Here is a 20423-nt window from a genome sequence, read left to right as displayed (position 1 = left end):
TATGGGAAATGAAAAGAAAAAGTATGAGATTTTAGGAATGCCTCTCACTCTTTTCGGTGTTATTTCAGCAGTTGTAATTGCAGCAACATGGTGGAATAAGTTGCCCGGCGGAATGATAGGGGCTTTGCTTTTGATGATGGTGCTTGGGGAGGTACTAAACATTATAGGAGACAATACTCCTATAGTAAAAACTTTTTTTGGGGGAGGCCCGATTGTAATTATCTTTGCATCCAGTGCTCTCGCTTATTATAATGTTTTACCCGAAGGAATTTTAAAAAATATTTCAACTTTTATGAAAAGCGGAGGTTTTTTAGACTTTTACATTGCTGCCCTTATTACGGGGTCAATCCTTGGAATGGATCGAAAGCTTTTGATAAAAGCTGCTATCCGCTATTTCCCCTGTATCATAGGTTCGGTTGTGGCTGCTTTGGCTTTGGTTGCATTGGGAGCTCCTATTTTTGGAATGAAGGCTACGGAAGCTATAGCTTATGTCGGAATCCCGATTATGGGCGGAGGAATGGGAGCGGGAGCGGTTCCGATCTCTCAAGTATTTTCATCTGCATTGAAAATTCCCACAGAGCAAATTTTGTCTAAACTTGTACCGGCCGTAGCCCTCGGTAATGCTCTTGCAATAGTTGCCGGAGGTGTACTTGATAAGCTCGGCAAGATTAAACCTTCTTGGACAGGAAACGGGCAACTTCTTGCAAGCGGAACGTTTGAGGTTCCTAATGAAGAAGAACTTCAAAGGCATTTTTCTTTGCTGGAGTTCGGAGTTGCAATCGTTATTGCAACAGCCTTCTTTACATGGGGAAATATAGTTTCCAATCTGCTTAAACTTATAGGGATAAATATCCACACCTATGCTTGGATGATTATAAGTGTTGCTATTGTAAAGGCTGCAAATATCTTGCCCAGAAACTTCGAAAATGCTTGTGCACTTTGGTACAAATTTGTCGCAAAAAACTTTACCTCAGCCCTCTTGGTCGGTATAGGTATTGCATATACAAGCCTTGGCGATATTATCGGTGCCTTTAGCATTTCTTATGTTGTACTTGTACTCTTGGTTATAATCGGCGCAATAATCGGTGCCGGACTCATAGGAAAACTTGTAGGCTTTTATCCGATTGAAGCTGCTATCACCGCAGGTCTTTGTATGGCCAACATGGGAGGAACGGGAGACGTTGCCGTTCTTACGGCTTCAAAGCGCATGGAACTCATGCCCTTTGCTCAAATCTCATCCCGCTTGGGAGGAGCATTTATAATCCTGCTTGCCTCGTTCTTAGTCCCGCTGTTCTTTGGCGGTTAATAAGGTTAAGCTGTTATAAAAGAAAACCTCCTGATCCTTAAAGGGCTCAGGAGGTTTTTTCTATGCCTTAATTAAAAATGATATTCAAAGCTTAATTGAACAAAGTGATTATTTTTCCATGAAGCAAATTCACTTTTTTTATCTTTTGCATAAATATAAGCTCCCGTTCCTTCCACATAAAATTCGTCTTTTATCCTATATTTTATTTTGGGCATAATAACTGCATCATTGTGTTCTATTCCCCAAATTATTGTTATAGAATCGCTTAAATTTTCGTGGAGCCATGAGTCCGAAATATTTACAACTAGCTTATTGTTTGAAGCTTTTTCTGCCTTATTCCAATCCATGTCTATAAAACCGTTTTTATTATTTTCTTTTACATTTTTAAAACCTAAAATATAAGAACCTATATTTTGAATATTTAGGTTTATGTTATTGAGCGGAATATCTACATCAAAACCTAAAACCCACTGAATACTGTTATTATGAACGGCAGGATTATTACCCTTAAAATCGTAGCTCATATAATATGCAGCTTCCGATCTAAAATTAAACATAAAAATTGCAGCTCCGAAATCTATACCAAAAATGTGAATAGGATCGTAATAAACACAATCTCTTATATTCCCGCCGCTCATAGCTTTTTCGACCATTGCAGAAACATCGATAGATGGAGTTTTATAATGCCCAAAATAATATTGGCAAGCCATATCGGTCGGCCCCAAAGAACCTGAAAGCCGTAAGCCGTACTGCCCGTATTTTATCTGATTCATATCGGGAAGAAAAGAGTTCATTCCGATTTTTATAAAAGGATTCAAATCAAAATTTTGGATTATTGCATTTGCTTTTTTTAAATCGGATTTTAATTCGGTTTCAAGTTTTTTTCCTTTTTCGGAAATCTCATGGGCAATCTTTGAAGTAAGTTGAGTTAAAAAAGGTTCTCCTTTAAGCATTTGTTGTATTTCCTCATCGGTATAAGCACTTCCATCAGGTTTAGGCGGTAATAAGGTATTTGCTATTTCGGTTATCGAGAATGTAATTTTTTGCTTTGCAAGATTTTCTAATAATTTTTTTATTTGCGGTTTTACTAAATGACCGATACCATCCAATAAAGCCTCTTGATCCAACTTTGAAACGATATCTTTCATGTCAATGGTAATTGAAGAATTTATATTTATGTTTTGTATCTGTGCAGAAATAGGGTCATGGAGCATTTTTTGAATTTTGTTCTCATTAAAAAAAAATGCAAAACTTGTATCTTCCATAATAGAGTTTAAATCGGTTATTACTTTTTGTTTTGCCTCCTCAATTTGCGAAGGTATCCAAGGTCCTTTTAAGGAAACACGGTCGGGAGTCATAAGAGGTGTCCATGCAGCTTCGAGCCGCAAGGATATTGGAGCGTTGTAGGCTAGATGAATCATCGGCTCTCCTATTCTTCGGTCAATGTAAGAAGGAATAGTAAAATCCGTAAAATCGTTAGCATTAAATACATCCAAAACATGGAGCATATCACCCCTTCCCCAAACCAATTTCATTTTTCCTGTTGATAATACAAAATCTCCAAGATAGGCTCTCATTGTACATTCATCAATAAAATCAAGAGGATATTCTAAAATAGTCCTCATATTGAATTTAAAATGAGAGTCAATTTCCGTTTTTGAAGAAGAGTGTTTTAAATTTATGCCGAAATTAGGAACAGCTTCCGCCCGCTTTAAATCAGGGTGAGGATAGAATCTTATTCCAAGAGCGGCAAAACCTGAAAATTCAAAATTCCGCGATAAACTTTGTCCGGTTTCCGAATTTGCACTTTCATCGTTTAAATCGGAATCATCAAAAAATGAGTCTTGAGCTTGGGCAGAATTTATAAAAATAAAAATCATACAAATAAATATATATTTTTTCATACCCCCCTCCTCCTACCTCCTATAAAAAGATAGCCTATAATCTTCCCGTATTTAAAAAATTCTGTGTGAACATTTTATCATTAATCGGTTTGTCTATTTCTATATTTAAAATTTCGAGATGGGTAGAATGTTTGGTTTGAACATTCGTTAAATTTCCTTTTATAGGAATCCAATATCCGTTCTTTTCTTCAAGTTTTTCTACCTTCAATACTTTGAGCAACGCACCTTTTTTGTCATACATTTCGGCCATTACCGGAATACAAGTCACTTTGTCGATGTAGGTAATTTTTTTTGAATAGCGGCTGCTTTTCGGATCTACTGCCGCAGATTCGACTTTCCAGCAATTGTAAGAATCAACTGTTTCTTCACCGAGCAGAGTATGAGTATCATCATCTATCTTTCTTGTTTCAAGATCATCATAATCGGCATCAGTTCCCATAAATGGTTTTGAACCCTCTGCCCCCGCAATACGGCGGACAGTTCTAAGAGCCGGAAGATAAATCCACTTATCGTTAGCCCTATCTTTATTTACTATTTGCAAAAACCTTGTATCTTTAATCAAAGCAGGCTTTTTAAAAACGATAACGGCAGCTCCTGTTTTATCTCCGGGATCTTTTGCCCATTGTTCTATCATCCGTTCTTCAGTATTTCCTTTAGAATCGACAAGAGTCATCTTTAAGGCAGAGTGAGTAAACTTAGGCCGTTTTACATCGAGTGATTTTTGAACAATACTTTTGCCGTCTTCAGCAAAGGCAAAGCTGATACATAATACCGTTAATGCAAACAGTATAACCGATTTTTTTAACAATGACTTATTCATTTGTTTCTCCTTTCGGCTTTTGCGCAAAAATATTTTTATGCGGTTTAGCCATAAATGATGGTTTAAAAATATTTAATACGACAGGTAATATGGTCAATGCAGCAACGGAGCTTGTGAACATTACTACCGCTACCAAAAAACCTACAAACCTGAGGACTACGAATTTAGAAAAACACATTACCAAAAAACCGCATCCGACCGAAAAAGCGTTTACTGCAATTCCTTTTCCTGAATGGCGGAGAGTTTTTAATGTAACCTGTGTTAAGTCTTCACTTATTATTCTTTCATTATGATAATTATTCATAAAGTGAACCGTGTAATCTATTCCGATTCCTATTGCAATAGCCGCAACCAAACTTGTTACCATATCAAGGTTTATTCCCGTTAAACTCATAATGCCGAAATTAAGTAATATGGAAATACCGAGAGGAATAGCTCCGATTAGACCTGCAATAAAAGATCGGTAAAAGAGAGATAAAATACAAAACACTATACCAACAGCCAAAACCAAACTTGATACCTGACTTGAAATTATCATAGAAGTCATAGCCGTTTCCAATTCTCCCAAACCGGCAGCTTCTAAAGTATAGCCTTGAGGAAAATGTGTACTTGCAAAATATTCTGCATCCTGAATAACATTTTTAATTTTTCCCGTATCATGAGTCCGCATTATAATCTGCATTCTGCTTTTCTTAGGTTCAAGAGTTTCATCTAAAAGAGAATCAAGAGCCCCCGAATATAAAAGTAAATACTGCGAAATAATATTTTTTAATTCTTCTTTTTGTGAAACAGAATATTTTTCGATATCGTCGGGTATTTCATAATAAGCCGCTCCTCTATAGTTAATCTCACGCTTTAAGGCTTCAATAAATTCGGATACACCGAGTTCTCTTGAATTAGAAGAAGCATAAGCTTTAGCGTAAGCTGAAACGAATAGCTCTATAGTTTCTTCCCGATTTAAGTTATCTTTTAATACCGAAGCTGTACCGGAAGCAATTGTATCGGTTTCAGAGTATGGACCGCTTTCAAGAGTATCTTCATCATCGAAAAAACTTTCAACAGATTCTGAATTTTCCGTAACGATATTTTGAGACTCTATAGGATGAGCATTCATAACCTGATTCATGCGTTTTATAAATTCTGTAAAAGAAACAATGCTGCCTATTTCGGGATGATTTGATTTTAAAAAATTTTCAAGATCATCCATACTCCTTAAAATTTCGGGATTGCACATATCTCCTTTTTCACGTCCTGTTACAACCAAGCTAAAACCTGTAGTTCCGACATATTTATTATCGATAGAAACTACATCATTGCGTATCTTTGAATTTTTAGGAAAATATTCCAAAAATGCCGACTCAATATTAAGATTAAAAATTCCCCAAATTGAAATTCCTATTATGACTAAAAGACCGATAATGAAAACAGCCTGTCTTTTATTAAAATAGGAATAAAATCTGTCAAGAACAGCTCCTTTTTTATTTACACCCAGAGCTGCAAGGCGCGCATTCTTTTTAACATTTAGGAGGCTCATTCTTTTTTGCTGTTTTTGTATTTGTTTGACCGATTTTAGCATTAAAACAGAGGGTATAAATAAAAAAGCTAAGGAAAGAGCGATGACAATACCTACCGCACTAAAGATCGCAAAAGATTTCAAGGGCTTTATAGGACTTGTTATTGTAGAAACAAATCCTGCAATTGTTGTGATGCCTGCAAGTAAAACAGGCGGACGGGCACTTTTAAGTGTCTGCATTATAAGTTCATGGTGGCGGCTTACACTTGTAATAAGAGGCTCCTTTTCCAAATTTTGGTAATAATAATTTATTATGTGTATCCCGTAAGCGGAACCTACAGCGATAAGCAAAACCGGAAGACAGCTTGAAACTATCGTAAGAGGTTCTCCTATGATTGACATAATGCCGGCTGTCCAAATCGTACTTATTAAAACCGTCAATAGGGGGAGAATAGTTCCTTCTATATTTTTAAAGGAGAAAAAAAGACAAAGCAAAACCACAACTGTTATTAATGGAATTAGATTTTTTAAATCTGCATACATAAATATTTTTCCATATTCACCTAATACCGGATCTCCTGCAATTTTGTAGTTTAAACTTTTATCCTTACTCAAATTTGTTTCAATTATGTTTAAGGTCTCATTGTAAATACGGCTTACTTCAGGCGGAGTTGAGTCTGAGTTTAATGTTGCAATTATTTGTACGCCTTTAAAATCTGAAGACAGAACGGTACCGATATATGCCTTAGGCCATTCTAAAATTCTTTTTTGTAGATCATCTATTTCACTCTTTGTTCCGTTAAAATCTTCGGGGATTAAGGCCCCTGTTGAAAGAGTTCCTTGGTCATCGGTAATAAAATCAACATTTGTTATCGACTTTACATTTACAATATTGTCAAGATTTTCCAAGTCTTCGGTAATTTGTGCAATTATCCCAATAGTTTCTTTATGAAGGATAGTTTCTTCCTTTGTTTCTATTACAACATCCATTATATATTGATCGCCGAAATCTTCAGTTAATCGGTTAAAGCGTTTGTACGAATCATGTTCTTCAGGAAAAAAATGACGCAATTCATTATCCATAATTATATTCGGAAGCATAAAAGCAAAAAATACAGTTACACCTAAAACAATTGTTAAAATAATAAAGCTCAATTTTGTTTTATTCATAAAGTTCCAATCTCCTTAGATAATTACTTTTTAGTATTTATAACAATTTAAAATTTTTTAAAAATTTTTTTGATCAAAACACATAAATCTTCATCACGATGATTATATCTAAATTCACATTCTTTTAGATGAAGTAAAAAAGATCCTGATGAAAAGCCGTTAAATTTTGCCAAACGTTTTTTTGCAAAAGTTAAAAAATTTTCAATTCCCGCGGTGTGCTCATTTTTGATTTCACTTTCATTATAAAAAACCCTGTATTGATCGCAATCCTTTAGCAACGAAGTGTTAAAAGGTTCAATTTTGTTTTGATGGGAAACAAGCTTCTCCAAATCGCCCTTTATTATTGAAAAGAGGCTTTCATGGGAATCGTCATGCACCAAGCTGACAAATATTTTTTTGCCTTTCTTTAAAAGCCCCAATACAGGACGTGCGGCAATAAAATCGTGTATCTTTTTTCTTCTAATTTTAGCTTTTTTAAAATAGGAAATATGACGGACATTGTCGGAAATTTCTCTGGTTTGCTCAAAGATGCTGTATTTAAGTATTTTTTCCCGAATGATTCCAAAATATCTGTTTACGGTGTTCCGATTGATTCCGGTAATTTTTGCAGTAGCCGCTGCTGTAATATCTTCACTGAAACATAAAAAAATTCTATTAAGTTTAGTTGTTGTAAGTCTAGTATACATATATAATTATAAAACTGTACCCCTTCATATTCTAGTCTAGGTCGTATATTTATAATATATATCAGATCTAGTAAAAAGTCAATAAAATTTTTTATAAAAACACAAAAAAACCTCCTGATCCTTAAAGGACTCAGGAGGTTTTTTTCTATGCGCTCTTATGTTCTGCCGTAAGGCTCTCCTATCAAAAGCTCGCAAACCTTCTTGGTTTTTTCGTCCGCATCTTCTTTTTTGCCCCCTTCTTTTAACCTGTTTAATTCATCAAGAATTATTTTATGATTTTCAGGGCTTACGTTGAATTTAAGGCCGAAGAAGATTCCAAAAAGAATCATAAAAAGGGGCATTACTATAAAGGAAATCTTTACACCCTTTAAAGTACTCTCCTTTTGCTGCGGTTTTTGAACCTGCCCGATACCGGAATATTTAAAATCAATCTTATCCAAAATCTCCTTCAAATTATAAAGGTCTTCCTTTGTATAAAAATCTTTGGGGGAATTTTTTTTATAAACCTCTCCTGATTTCAGATAAGAAGACTCCAGTAAGAATTTTTCATCGGCCTTTTCAAAGTCTTTTTTATCAAAAGAAGAAAGTAAATTTTCAAAAACATCTTGAGGAATTTCGTCAAAGTTATCTTTTCCTTCAAAGTATGAAAAAAGAGGATGCGCTTTTTCATTCTTTTTTGCTTTTTTATAAAGTGAGCTAATAATCTCGTCAGTGTCTCGGCTCATGTATTTTAAATGAAAATTTCCGTCTTCCCGCAAAGAATAATACTTATTTATATTTTCAAAGTTTTCATTATTTTTTACAGCCAAGTTTTGAGCTTCTGTAAACTGCTTTTGGGTCAGTACGGAAGGTACCGGATTTTTATAACCTATACCGCTTAAAACAAAACCGAGAGTGGTCATTATCACTAAGCCTAAAAAAAGCTTTCGGGTAAGAGTCATAGCCGCAGAATAGGTTCCGGCACGATTTTCTCCGCTCATAAGTTTGTCTATGTCGGCCAAAAAAGGAAGAAGCTGATGAGGGATTAAATTATTTGCCGAAATTCCGACACCCATAAGTACCATGTTTAATATCAAAAATACAGGATTTGTTTGAGGTGTATGGAAAGACATAAGAACTATGGAAACGGCAAAGATGATTAGGGCGGCAATATATACGGGCTTATGTCCTTTTTTGTTTATTATTTTGTTATGAATAGGCAGGGCAGCCATCATGGTCAGTAAAAGGGCTCCTTGAGCTATTACAAAAACACTTCCGCGGTTTAAATAATCTACAATGTAGAACAAAACAAGGGACATAACTATATCTAAAGCTCCGTAAGAACAGACATACATAGCAATATGAACCCTGCATGATCTGCTTTTAAAAAGGGATAAAAAGTTTTTTATAAATTTGGCGTTCGATTTTTTTTGGCTCTTTTCTTCCGGTAATTCCCATGTTTCAAAATAAAGAGGTATCCATGGAAGGGCAAAGATAAGGGCAAAGACTATGCTCATTACAAAGTAACCCATCATGCTGCCGTGAAAAGCATCTATTATGGGCTGTGCCAAAAGCCCGCCCAAAAGGGTGGCTATAAAAGAAAACATAAGGCGTGAACTGTTGAGCTTATTTCTTTCGGAAAAGTCCCTAGTTATTTCGGCTGAGAGGGCTGCATAGGGAATATAGGACACAGTCGAAACTGTAAAAAATATAATATAGGCTATCGTGTAAAAGATGAATTTTCCGGCCTGACTTTCTATTCCGGTAGGAAACCAAATTATGATAAAGGAAAGAGCAATTGGAACAATTGATACCAAGAACCAAACTCTTCTTTTGCCGAATCGGTTTTGGGGAGTGTTATCAGCAATGTAGCCCATCATAGGATCCGAAATAGCATCCCAAAATTTTCCGATAGCAGGTATGAGCCCTGCCAAAACAGGATGAAGTCCTATTACGTTTACCAGATAGTACATTGCAAATGTGGTAACGATAAAAAAACAGCCTCCGCCGTATAAATCGGCAGCCCCATAGGCGAGGTAAGTCCGCCAAGTCATTTTTCTTTGCTTATTTAACATAAAAATTATTATACAATAGGTTTTAAGGGAATGCAAGACATAAAAGTATTGACAGACATAAAAAAGGCCGCCCTTTTATAAAGGGCGGCCTTATATGAAAGAGTTTCTAGCTGTCTATATTTCAGCTTCAACTTTAGTATCGCTGGAAGCTGCCTCGCTATAATTTTCATTTATTTCATCGTCATATACTTCCGATTCTTCTCTGATATCCTCATCATCTTCGGGTTTCCTTGAATGGCTGACTGTCAAATTTTTGCCTCGGTAGTAGCTGTTATTTAGTTTTTCGATAATAATTTCAGCTTCATCCTGCATAACTTGAACAAAACAGTAATTATCCAGAATTCTTATATCCCCGATATGTTCACGCGAAATACCGGCTCCCTGAATTAACAAGGTTATGATATCTTTTGGAAAAATGCCTCTTTTACGCCCTACACCGATAAAAAGGCTTGTAGATTCATCTTCTGCCAATATAACTTTGGGCCTTGCCGGTCTTGCAACGTTTTGTTTAAAAGGACTTTTTCCTATACCGTTTCGGCTGTCTCTTCTATAAATGCGATTACCTCCGATTCCCGTTTGTTTAATAAAATAGGCGGCAACATAAGACCGCATGGTCAACGGGACTGCTTTTTTAAAGATGCGGCGATATAAGTTTAATTCTTCAGGATTTTCCTGTGTTTTGATCGCTTCGATAACATCTTTTAAGGAAGAAATTAATTGTTCTTCATCTTCAATTTTAATTTTGTTTGACACGATATATCTCCTAAAAGGCTATATTGCCATATAATCGCTTTTTAAGCAAGCCCTTTTTCATGAGTTTTTTATAAAATCGGCATATTACATACGGCGGTTTATTTTTCTAACTTATAATTGTATTTGCTTACACCATCGGCATCAAATATTTTTTTAAATCCGTTTTTGACTAAAATTTCAGCTGCGGTTCTGCTTCTTCTGCCGCTGCGGCATATTACAATTACATTTTTTTCTTTCCAGCCGGAAATCTCTGAAATTCGGTTTTCGATTTCTTGTACGCTTATATTTATTGAACGGGGCACATGACCTTCTTTATATTCATAGTCTTCACGGACATCAATTATAAGATAGTTTTCCCGTTCCGTTTCATCGTTTAAAATGGCTTCCAGACTGGAACCGTCCATTCGGGTAATGTTTTCTGTAGATTTTGCGCTGCATGAGAGCGAAAAAATCCCCATAAACAAAAGGATTAAAAATATACTTGTTTTTTTCACCATAATTCTCCTTGATTTGTATAAATCTACATAAATTCTTATAATATGTCAATGTTTATTATTTTGTATGTATTTTGTATCATCAAAATACGCCTATATAAAAATTCGCCTGCTTTTCTAAAATTCAAAAAAGGTATATACTCAATAAGTAAAAAAACCGTAAATTACGGTAAATATTAAAGAGGTGTATTATGGATTTATCTTATAAGCAGAAATCGGCTTGGGAGGATTTGACGAAAGCAGAACTCTCAGAATTGGGTAAACTTTCGGATAGTTATTTGGATTTTTTAAACAATGGAAAAACCGAAAGAGAGTGTACTATAGAGATTATAAAGCAGGCTAAGAAGCACGGCTTTAAATCTCTTGAAGAAGTTATAAAAAGCGGTTCCGCAAAAAAAGGAACAAAGGTTTATTTGAACAATAAAGAAAAATCCGTTGTTTTAATGGTTTTGGGCGATGATATCACTCAGGGTATGAACATTATCGGAGCTCACATAGACAGCCCCCGTCTTGACTTAAAACAGATGCCTCTTTTTGAAGAGTCAAATATGGCTTTTTTAAAGACTCACTATTACGGCGGTGTAAAAAAGTATCAGTGGACTACAATTCCTCTGGCTATTCATGGCGTTATCTTCACAAAAGAAGGTAAAAAAGTTGATATTTGCATAGGTGAAGACGAAAAAGACCCGGTTCTTTTTATAAATGATCTTTTAATTCACCTATCAAAAAAACAGCTTCAGGAGACTATGGCTGAAGGAATAACCGGAGAGCAGCTTAATATTCTTGTCGGAAATCAAAAGCCTGTTTCAAAAGAAAAAAAAGATAAGGCTGATAAAAAAGAAGAGGTAAAGGATCCTGTAAAGGAAAATATCTTAAAGATTCTCAATGAAAAGTACGGCATAGTGGAAGAAGATTTCAGGGTTGCAGAGCTGGAAGTTGTGCCGGCCGGAAAGGCTCGAAATGTGGGCTTTGACAGTTCTCTTATTGCCGGGCACGGACATGATGACAGGGTTTGTGCTTATACAACCTTAAAAGCTATTTTGGAAGTCGAATCCCCAAAAAGGACTGCTGCAGCTCTTTTTGCCGATAAAGAAGAAATCGGTTCTGTAGGAAATACGGGTATGCAGGCCTTCTATTTTGAAAATATGGTTGCAGAAATAGCCGCCTTAAATAAAAACTATAGGGATATAGATGTAAGAAGGGCTTTTGCCAATTCATATATGCTTTCGGCCGATGTTTCTGCGGGCTTTGATCCGGCTTTCCCATCGGTTTTTGAAAAGATGAATTCTGCCTATATCGGCAGCGGTATCTGTATCAATAAGTATACGGGCTCCGGCGGCAAGGGCGGCTCAAACGATGCCAATGCGGAATTTTTGCAGAAGATAAGAAAAATATTTGATGACAACAAGGTTGTATGGCAGACTGCCGAACTCGGTAAAATAGATGCGGGAGGAGGCGGAACGATTGCCTATATTATTGCAAAATACGGTGCCGAAGTTGTAGACTGCGGCGTTCCCGTGCTTTCAATGCATGCTCCCTTTGAAATTTTAAGCAAGGCTGACCTTTATATGGCCTATAGAGCTTACAGTGCTTTTTATAAATAGTTTGTAACCAAGTGTAAGCATATTTGTTGAGTAATTATACTTAAACCCCGTAATCCTCCTTCGTACGGGGTTTAAGATTGCCCGCGTCAGCGGGCTCTTTTTTTTTGCTTTATGGAAATCTCAAAAAATTTTAGCTTTTCGAGTTTCTTTTTGCCGTTTAAATCTGAAAATACTTAAAGTGCGGTGCTGTTGCAGCGCTCTGCCGCAGCTCACTGTCTAAACAAATAAGTGTAAATTTTTTCTGTAGCGGCGTATAGTCGCAGCGTATGAGTTGTTTTTTTTCTCAAAAAGGGTTAGAATAGAATTTATGGAATGGAAAAATTTAGATAAGTGTACATCTTTTACACAATTACAAAAAGTTCATAAAGAACAGTCTGAAAATTTAAACCTCGCAGATATTTTCAATACTGAAAATTCGGTTGAAAGGGTAAAAAACTATTCGGTTAAAATGGGCGGAAATCTTAAATACAATTATGCGGCAAAACCCGTAAACGCTGAGATTCTTAACGTGCTGCAGTCCCTCGCCGATGAGCAAAGGCTAATCGAAAAGTATGAGCTCTTACTCAATGGTGATTTTATAAATACGGGTGAAAACCGAATGGTTCTCCATCAGCTGACACGCGGGCAATTAAAAGATGATGTCGTCTATAAGGGCGTAAATATGAGGGGCTTTTACCTCAACGAGCTAAAAAAAATAAAAGGCTTTTCCGAAGCTGTTCATTCCGGTAAGATTAAAACCTCTCAAGGAAAAATCTTTACTGATGTGGTTCAGATCGGTATAGGCGGTTCGGACTTAGGCCCCAGAGCTATGTACATAGCCTTAAAAAATTGGGCGAAGACAAAGATGAGGGCTCATTTTATTTCTAACGTTGACCCCGACGATGCGGCCGAAGTTTTAAGCTCCGTAAATCTTGCAAGCACCCTTTTTATCCTCGTTTCAAAAAGCGGCACAACTCAAGAAACTCTGGCAAACGAAAGATTTGTAAAATCCGTTCTCGAAAAAAACGGCCTTGACTGCAAAAAACAAATGCTTGCCGTTACAAGCGAAACAAGCCCCCTCGCAAATAACCCCGACTATCTTACTTCCTTTTATATGGATGACTTTATAGGCGGAAGATATTCTTCAACTTCGGTTTGCGGAGCGGCAGTACTCGCCCTTGCCTTCGGCATGGAAATGGTAGATGCCTTTTTAAAAGGAGCTGCAGAAGGAGATCGGCTTTCTTTAAACAAAAACATAAAAGAAAATGCAAGCCTTTTGGATGCTCTACTCGGTGTCTATGAAAGAAACATTTTAGGCTGCTCGGCAACGGCCATTCTTCCATACAGTCAGGCTCTTTCCCGCTTTCCCGCCCACCTCCAGCAGCTGGATATGGAATCGAACGGAAAAACGGTAAACCGCTTCGGCGAAAAAGTTTCCTATAAAACGGGTCCCGTAATTTTCGGGGAGCCAGGCACAAACGGACAGCATTCTTTTTATCAGCTCCTTCATCAGGGAAGCGATATAATCCCCTTGCAGTTTATCGGTTTTAAAAAAAGCCAAATCGGCCTTGATATTGAAAGCGAGGGCTCAACCAATATGCAAAAGCTGAATGCAAATTTGGCAGCCCAAATTATGGCCTTTGCAGCAGGAAAAACCGATACAAACAAAAACAAGGACTTTGCAGGAAACCGCCCCGCAAGTTTAATCTATGGAGAAGAATTAACTCCCGAAAATCTGGGGGCTCTCCTTGCTCATTATGAAAACAAGGTGATGTTCCAAGGTTTTATATGGAACTTAAACAGCTTTGACCAAGAAGGTGTTCAGCTCGGAAAAACCCTTGCAAAGAAGGTGCTTTCAAATGATATGCCGCCCGCCCTCAAAGCCTTTTCGGAATTCCTTTTATGAAAATTATAAATGCGGAATTTATAAAGGGAGCCGTTAAGGCGGAACAGTTTCCTGAAATCGGTGTTTCGGAATTTGCTTTTTTCGGGCGCTCCAATGCAGGAAAGTCGAGCCTTATAAACATGCTTGTCAACCGAAAAAACTTGGTTAAGACAGGTTCCCGCCCCGGAATGACTCGGGAAGTAAATTTTTTTTTGGTAAACCGTCCGGCCTCCATAAATCTTGACCCTAAAACTAAAAAAATTTCAGGGACGGCCCCAAAAGATATGTTCGTACTCACAGACCTCCCGGGCTACGGCTATGCAAAACTTTCAGGCGGCATGACCTTGCAAATCGACAAAATGCTCTACGAATATTGTATAAACCGTCCTCTCTTAAAGGCCATCTTTTTTTTAATGGACATGAGGAGGGAACCTACCGAAACCGAAAAAGAAAGTATCGGCTTTTTTCACGATTTAAATATTGAGGTTGTAATAGTCGGAACCAAGGCTGATAAGATAGGCAAGAATGATCAAATAAAAGCAAAAAACGAATGGTCATCCTTCTTTAACTTTGACGAAGAACACATCATAATAAGCTCTGCTGCAAAAAAAACGGGACGGGATAATATTTTATCGTTAATAGCAAAAAGGATTTAACTTATGAAAATTACACATTACAGAGAAAAAGATTTTAAAACTTCTAACTGGAGCGGAGGCACTACAACGGAACTTTTTATTTATCCGCGTGAAGCCGATTATAAAAAAAGAGATTTTTTGTTCCGATTAAGCTCAGCTACCGTCGATTTGGATAGATCCGACTTTACCCCTCTTCCGGGGTTTTTCAGGTTTATTTCTCCCTTAAACGGAGACCTAAAAATAAGCCATGACGAAAAAAACTTTACCAAACTTAAGCCCTATGAAGTCTACGCCTTTGATGGAGGAGCAAAAACTGCCAGCATAGGAAGGGTAAGGGATTTTAACCTCATGGTAAAAAACGGTGTAGAAACGGAAGTAAAAAACTTTGCCTTAAATGAAAATTCGGTTTTAAAGTTTTCGGTTTTAACCGGAGAGATCGGCTGGATTTTTTTGTACAATACCAAGGCCATGCTTATTGCAGAAACGCTCAACGAAAAAAAAGAATTCAATATTGAAAAAATGGACTTAATCGTTTTTGAACCGGAAGGTACTGAAGAGCAAGAAGTTTTTGTATCTGCCGATAAAAATTTAAGCCTTTTTTATGGAAAGGTACCCATAGCTTTTTAAACGGTAAGAAAGGCTAAAAATCACAGACTTGGAATTATAATGAAAAAAAATCTTTACGAAGTAGTGTATGAGGATGAACACCTTATCATTGTAAATAAGAGTGCCGGCCTCCTCGTAGGTGCCGACCGCTGGGACAGCGAAGCTCCACGTCTTGATAAAATACTTGAAGAAAGTTTTTTAAAAAAAGAAAAAGAATCAAAAATTTATCCGGTCCACAGGCTCGATAAGGAAACTTCAGGTCTCATCATCTATGCTTTAAATGCCGAAGCCCATAAAATTTTAAACGATGATTTTCAAAACCGCAAAATAGAAAAAATCTATCATGCAGTATCGGCCGGCATTCCCCAAGAAGAAAATTTTAAGACTGATGCAAAACTTAGAATAGACGGGGATAAGCTGCACCGCACTGTAATAGACGAAAAAAAAGGAAAAGATGCTTTAACCGAATTTACCCTCCTTAAAAAATTAGGCCGCTTTTGCCTTTTGGAAGCCCGCCCCATAACGGGCAGAACCCATCAGATAAGGGCTCACCTAAAACACCTTGGGCTTCCCATCCTTTGCGATAATCTTTACGGAAACGGAGAGCCCGTCTACATATCGGCCTTAAAAAAGAATTGGAGGGGAGACAAATATGAAGAGCGGCCTATAATCTCGCGCCTCGCCCTCCATGCCCATTCCTTAAAATTTTTTCATCCCATAAGCAAAGAAAAAATTGAAATAAGTGCAAGCTGCCCCAAGGATATGGCGGGTCTTATAAACCAGCTTTCAAAATTGTAGAATATTTAACTTTAGCTTTACTTGAGTTTTGCCTAGTTTAATTTTGTATAAATTTGTGATATAATGATAAAATGGAATATCAAGTAACAGCAACACGGAGAAGGCCTCAGCGTTTTGAGGACTTGCTGGGTCAGGAATTTGTAGCCGCAACATTGCAAAAATCAATTGAGGCCGGAAAAATAGCACATGCCTATCTTTTTTCGGGGCCGAGAGGCTGCGGTAAAACAAGTTCGGCAAGGATACTTGCAAAGGTGCTCAACTGCTCCGAAGGGCCGAAGCCCACGCCTTGCGGTCATTGTACAGCCTGCGAAGAAATTACGGCCGGTTCGTGTTTGGACGTAATCGAAATTGACGGTGCTTCAAATACGAGTGTAAATGATGTAAGGCAGATAAAAGATGAGATTTTATTTCCTCCGAATTCAAACAGGTATAAAATTTATATAATTGACGAAGTTCACATGTTGTCGACAAGTGCATTCAACGCTCTTTTAAAAACAATCGAAGAGCCGCCTCCCTACGTTGTGTTTATTTTTGCCACTACCGAAATTCATAAGGTTCCTGCGACAATTAAAAGCCGATGCCAGCAGTTTAATTTTAAGCTCGTATCGATAGAAATACTAAAGCAAGCCTTATCAGATGCAGCCGCAGAGCTGGGGATAAGGGCTGATGATGAAGCCCTTTATTGGATAGCTAGGGAAGCAACCGGAAGCGTAAGAGATGCTTACACCCTTTTCGATCAGGTGGCAGCCTTTTCGGACGGGCATATAACCTTTGAAAAAATACACGAAAAGCTCGGGCTTACAGGTGTCGACTCAATCAACAAACTTGTGTCGGCCTGCGTTGCAAAGAAGGGGCAGGAAGCTCTTTCTATCTTGGACGGAATTTTGCAGGGAGGAATATCAGCCGAGCAGGTAGTTTCAGACTGCGCAGATTATTTTAGAAGCCTTTTACTTGTAAAGCACGGGATTACAAAGGAAGCTCTCATAGGTCAAAGGGCAGACCGCTTTCCTCAGGATATTTTACAGGGATGGGAAACCGTGCAAATTGAGAGAGCCTTAAGTATAATGCTCCAGCTTTTTAAGGATCTGCGGTTTTCTATTGATCAGCGTTATGAATTGGAGCTTGCCGTTTCGCGCCTTTCTTGGCTTAGCGATTATGTATCGCCTGCCGATTTAAAAACAGCTTTTGATGCGGCACAAAACCTTATGGCTAACCGCCGTATAAATGATGAACCGGAAAGGCCCGTTTCGCTCCGCGAAGAAAATCGGTCTAAAGAGACCATGTCTAAAGAGACTATGCCGAAGGAGGCCATTCAGTCTTTTAATAATGCGGGCAGTTTGACCGAACAATTTAAAGCCGTTTTAAAACGGGACAATAAATTGGACGAGGCTTCAAAAAAAATAATAGATGAGAAGCAGCCGGTTTCGGATAATGTGCCTCTAAAAAAAAAAGATGAGGAACAAGAAACCGTACTTCAGGCTGCCCGCAGTGTAGAGAATAGTTTTAATTCTGTCGAAGATTTAAAAGAACCTTTAATTGAAGCTCTTTTAGAAAAGAGCGGGATATTGTCTTCAGCAGTTGGTCAAAGTAAGGACTGGGTTTTAAAAGATGACAGCCTAACCTTGTTTACCCGCAGTGCCTTTGATTTTTCTTTAATTCAAAAGCAAAAAGATAGTATAGTAGAATCTATTTTTGATATTACAGGAAAAAAATTTAAACTTATCATAAAAGAATATATACCTCCTGAGGTTGATACGGTTAAAGAAGAAGAAATTAAGGAGCCTGAGAAGATAAGAATGATATTGGATGTATTTATGGGAAAAATAGTCGACCATAAAAGTTTGGAAACGGAAATTGAAGAAGGAGAAGAAAATGATATTAAATCCGTTGATGCGCCTCTTGCAATGCAGGAGCAGAATATTTAAGAAAATTGTAATTGTATATATTATTTTATTTGCAGCTTTATCTGTTTTTTCGGAAGAAGTAAAAAAAGGTGTTTTGGATTTAAGAAACACCAACTTTAATAAGGTTAAAGAATTTACCTTAAAGGGAGAGATGGGGTTTTATAATAGGCAGTTTGTTTTCTCTCAAGAAGATATCAATAAGCCGTCCGTTTTTATCCCATGCTCATCGGAATGGAGTCAAACAAAACTTTCAGATGGGACAAAACTTTCTGCCCTTGGATATGGAACCTATGTTTTTAAAATTTTATTACCGGAAAACAGTCCTCCCCTTATGCTAAAGATTCCTTCCCCCGTTTCTGCGTGGGCTTTTTTTGTAGATGGAAAAGAAATTATGCGGGGAGGAAATCCCGGTTCATCAAAGGAAAATTCAAACACTGGTCAAGCAGATATAGTGTATAAGATTCCCCAAGATAAGACGGAATTAAGTATAGCCGTGCAAGTGTCCAATTTTGCACATTCCAGAGGCGGTATTTATCATGCTATAAATATAGGGCTGCAGGATAGTATTGAAAAAACAATATTGTCAAAAAGATTTGTAGATATCTTTGTTTTCGGATTCGGTTTAGCTATAATATTGTATCATCTTGCTTTATTTATTTTTCGTCCTAAAAATAAAAGCCTTTTATTTTTTGTATTTTTTGCTTTAGTTGTTGTACTTAGAAATCTTGTGAGCGGATATGTATTCAAGTATATCTTCCCTTCAGCTTCTTGGGAGCTTATTACAAAGCTGGATTATCTGACATTTGCATCTGTAGGATTTTTTATATTTACATATTTTAGATCTCTTTATAAAGAAGATACAAATGAAATTATCTATAAAATCATATCGATAGAAGCTCTTGCCTATGTTTTGTTTGTCTTAGTGACGCCTGCGTACATTTACGGAAAATTGATTACATATCATCAAATAATTATTCTTGCAGAAGTTTTTTATGCTTTTTATTTTGTGATAAGGCTTTTAATCAAGAAGAGGATAGGGAGCATTCCGATTTTTGTCGGCGTTATGTTTTTAGTCATTTCATCGATAAATGATGTTCTTTACGGTATGATGCTCTCTAATATAGGAAATCTTTTACCGTTCGGATTTTCAGGATTTTTGTTCGCTCAAGCTTTTTGTCTTGCTTGGAAAAATTATCTTGAAACTAAAAAAGCTGACGAAGTTAAATCAATGCTTCTTGATTCGGATAAACAAAAAGGTTTGTTATTTGATGAGATAAAGAATACAAGCAGTGAACTAAAGCAGCATGAAATTATCCTATCGGAAAATATGGACATGGCTGAAGATTCAATGAAAAAACTTTCAGGATATGCCGAGTCCGTAAGACAGGAAATTACCGTACAAGATGGAGAGTTAAGAGGAACCCAAACCGCAACCGACAGTCTTAATTTATTTTTGGAAAATATCTCTCAAGGAATCGAAAATCAATCAAAGGCTGCAGAAAACACGGTTTTACAGATAAAAGAGCTAAATAAGGTAACCAATGACTTATCCGATAAATTTAATACGATAAATGAAGGCTTTGCTTTGCTCTCAGATGCAAGCAAAACCGGCAAGGATAATTTAGCAAAAGTTACTGCAATTATAGGGAACATATACCAAAGCTCCGAGGTCCTTCTTGAAGCTAACCAGCTCATTACCGCCTTGGCAGAACAAACCAACCTTTTAGCAATGAATGCAGCTATAGAAGCGGCCCATGCAGGAGATGCCGGTAAAGGTTTTGCGGTTGTTGCCGATGAGATAAGAAAACTTGCGGAAAGTTCCGCATCGGAGGCGGATTCAACCGGCAAGATATTAAGCCAAATAAATAATACCATCCGGCAGTCGGCAGAGGCTTCCGGAGTTCTCCAAAAAAGTTTTGATGATATAAATCAAAAAGTTTTTGATTTTCAAAATATTCTAGCTAATATTTCAGGTTTTATTTCCGATGTAAACACTCAAACCGAAAAAATGAATTCTATTATGAACACTCTTTTAGAAGAGTTTACCAATGTACAAAAAGAAAAGGATAATATCAGCCGGACGCGCACGGATATTTCAAACAGCTTTAAGAATCTTTTAGATGCAACGGAGCAAGTTAATTCTGAAATTTCAGAGATGCTGAACAGTATTAAGATCTTAGATCAGGCTATCATAAAAACCAGGGAAGTGGAATCTCAAACGGGTTCTTCAATATCCAAGTTAAATATTCTAATTAGAGAATAAGTCAAAATAAACAAAAGCCCCAAGAAAATACTTGGGGCTTTATTTTACG

15 protein-coding genes are annotated in these 20423 nt (G+C 37.1%); 8 read left to right on the top strand and 7 right to left on the bottom strand.

The genetic code is table 11. The features are described 5' to 3' along the window. Window position 1: 1 nt before the first annotated feature. Window positions 2-1306 carry a 2-hydroxycarboxylate transporter family protein gene (locus E4N74_RS09285; protein ID WP_255817279.1) on the top strand — a complete coding sequence of 435 codons (1305 nt, stop codon included), beginning with the start codon at window positions 2-4 and terminating at the stop codon, window positions 1304-1306. 71 nt (window positions 1307-1377) lie between these two features. Here E4N74_RS09285 and E4N74_RS09280 read toward each other — a convergent pair whose 3' ends face one another. From E4N74_RS09280 to E4N74_RS09250, 7 genes are all read right to left on the bottom strand, one after another. After that, a complete protein-coding gene (locus E4N74_RS09280; RefSeq protein WP_255817278.1) occupies window positions 1378-3210 on the bottom strand; it encodes a hypothetical protein in 1833 nt (610 codons plus the stop codon). A gap of 34 nt (window positions 3211-3244) precedes the next feature. Continuing rightward, window positions 3245-4030, bottom strand: coding sequence for an outer membrane lipoprotein-sorting protein (locus E4N74_RS09275; protein WP_255817277.1), 786 nt, complete (start codon window positions 4028-4030; stop codon window positions 3245-3247). Then, window positions 4023-6713: an efflux RND transporter permease subunit gene (locus tag E4N74_RS09270; protein WP_255817276.1), complete on the bottom strand. Its 2691-nt coding sequence runs from the start codon at window positions 6711-6713 to the stop codon at window positions 4023-4025. Before E4N74_RS09270 ends, E4N74_RS09275 begins: the two co-directional genes overlap by 8 nt. 47 nt (window positions 6714-6760) lie before the next feature. Further along, complete coding sequence (locus E4N74_RS09265; protein ID WP_255817275.1) at window positions 6761-7399, bottom strand: hypothetical protein; 639 nt, start codon at window positions 7397-7399, stop codon at window positions 6761-6763. A gap of 155 nt (window positions 7400-7554) precedes the next feature. Continuing rightward, entirely contained in the window at window positions 7555-9453 is a 1899-nt protein-coding gene (locus tag E4N74_RS09260) for an MFS transporter (RefSeq protein WP_255817274.1), read from the bottom strand. Window positions 9454-9567: 114 nt separating this feature from the next. Next, window positions 9568-10206: a DbpA RNA binding domain-containing protein gene (locus E4N74_RS09255; RefSeq protein ID WP_044977722.1), complete on the bottom strand. Its 639-nt coding sequence runs from the start codon at window positions 10204-10206 to the stop codon at window positions 9568-9570. 98 nt (window positions 10207-10304) lie between these two features. Further along, window positions 10305-10700, bottom strand: coding sequence for a rhodanese-like domain-containing protein (locus tag E4N74_RS09250; RefSeq protein WP_044977721.1), 396 nt, complete (start codon window positions 10698-10700; stop codon window positions 10305-10307). 191 nt (window positions 10701-10891) lie between these two features. On the opposite strand from E4N74_RS09250, the gene E4N74_RS09245 reads away from it, so the two are divergent. The 7 genes from E4N74_RS09245 to E4N74_RS09215 all read left to right on the top strand — a co-directional run bounded on the left by E4N74_RS09245 (window position 10892) and on the right by E4N74_RS09215 (window position 20374). Beyond that, complete coding sequence (locus tag E4N74_RS09245; RefSeq protein ID WP_044977720.1) at window positions 10892-12304, top strand: aminopeptidase; 1413 nt, start codon at window positions 10892-10894, stop codon at window positions 12302-12304. 307 nt (window positions 12305-12611) lie between these two features. After that, entirely contained in the window at window positions 12612-14189 is a 1578-nt protein-coding gene (locus E4N74_RS09240) for a glucose-6-phosphate isomerase (protein ID WP_255817273.1), read from the top strand. Then, a complete protein-coding gene (gene yihA, locus E4N74_RS09235; RefSeq protein ID WP_255805038.1) occupies window positions 14186-14824 on the top strand; it encodes a ribosome biogenesis GTP-binding protein YihA/YsxC in 639 nt (212 codons plus the stop codon). Before E4N74_RS09240 ends, yihA begins: the two co-directional genes overlap by 4 nt. A 3-nt stretch (window positions 14825-14827) precedes the next feature. Beyond that, on the top strand, window positions 14828-15430 hold the full coding sequence (locus tag E4N74_RS09230) for a HutD family protein (RefSeq protein ID WP_044977718.1): 603 nt from the start codon (window positions 14828-14830) through the stop codon (window positions 15428-15430). A 39-nt stretch (window positions 15431-15469) separates the two neighbouring features. Continuing rightward, window positions 15470-16207, top strand: a complete 738-nt coding sequence (locus E4N74_RS09225) for an RluA family pseudouridine synthase (protein ID WP_044977717.1) — start codon at window positions 15470-15472, stop codon at window positions 16205-16207. Window positions 16208-16278: 71 nt separating this feature from the next. Then, on the top strand, window positions 16279-18132 hold the full coding sequence (gene dnaX / locus E4N74_RS09220) for a DNA polymerase III subunit gamma/tau (RefSeq protein ID WP_255805037.1): 1854 nt from the start codon (window positions 16279-16281) through the stop codon (window positions 18130-18132). Beyond that, window positions 18080-20374: a 7TM diverse intracellular signaling domain-containing protein gene (locus E4N74_RS09215; RefSeq protein WP_255817272.1), complete on the top strand. Its 2295-nt coding sequence runs from the start codon at window positions 18080-18082 to the stop codon at window positions 20372-20374. Before dnaX ends, E4N74_RS09215 begins: the two co-directional genes overlap by 53 nt. Window positions 20375-20423: the final 49 nt, after the last annotated feature.

Origin of the sequence: Treponema putidum (assembly GCF_024401155.1) — a bacterium.
In the GTDB taxonomy this organism is placed as follows: Bacteria; Spirochaetota; Spirochaetia; order Treponematales; family Treponemataceae; genus Treponema_B; species Treponema_B putidum.
Note: the sequence above shows the minus strand (reverse complement) of the source record. Positions and strands in the feature narration are given on the sequence as shown.

Coding starts and splice junctions, on each gene's coding strand:
- E4N74_RS09285 (WP_255817279.1), top strand. CDS start 2: ATGGGAAATGAAAAGAAAAAGTATGAGATTTTAGGAATGCCTCTCACT.
- E4N74_RS09280 (WP_255817278.1), bottom strand. CDS start 3,210: ATGAAAAAATATATATTTATTTGTATGATTTTTATTTTTATAAATTCT.
- E4N74_RS09275 (WP_255817277.1), bottom strand. CDS start 4,030: ATGAATAAGTCATTGTTAAAAAAATCGGTTATACTGTTTGCATTAACG.
- E4N74_RS09270 (WP_255817276.1), bottom strand. CDS start 6,713: ATGAATAAAACAAAATTGAGCTTTATTATTTTAACAATTGTTTTAGGT.
- E4N74_RS09265 (WP_255817275.1), bottom strand. CDS start 7,399: ATGTATACTAGACTTACAACAACTAAACTTAATAGAATTTTTTTATGT.
- E4N74_RS09260 (WP_255817274.1), bottom strand. CDS start 9,453: ATGTTAAATAAGCAAAGAAAAATGACTTGGCGGACTTACCTCGCCTAT.
- E4N74_RS09245 (WP_044977720.1), top strand. CDS start 10,892: ATGGATTTATCTTATAAGCAGAAATCGGCTTGGGAGGATTTGACGAAA.
- E4N74_RS09240 (WP_255817273.1), top strand. CDS start 12,612: ATGGAATGGAAAAATTTAGATAAGTGTACATCTTTTACACAATTACAA.
- yihA (WP_255805038.1), top strand. CDS start 14,186: ATGAAAATTATAAATGCGGAATTTATAAAGGGAGCCGTTAAGGCGGAA.
- E4N74_RS09230 (WP_044977718.1), top strand. CDS start 14,828: ATGAAAATTACACATTACAGAGAAAAAGATTTTAAAACTTCTAACTGG.
- E4N74_RS09225 (WP_044977717.1), top strand. CDS start 15,470: ATGAAAAAAAATCTTTACGAAGTAGTGTATGAGGATGAACACCTTATC.
- dnaX (WP_255805037.1), top strand. CDS start 16,279: ATGGAATATCAAGTAACAGCAACACGGAGAAGGCCTCAGCGTTTTGAG.
- E4N74_RS09215 (WP_255817272.1), top strand. CDS start 18,080: ATGATATTAAATCCGTTGATGCGCCTCTTGCAATGCAGGAGCAGAATA.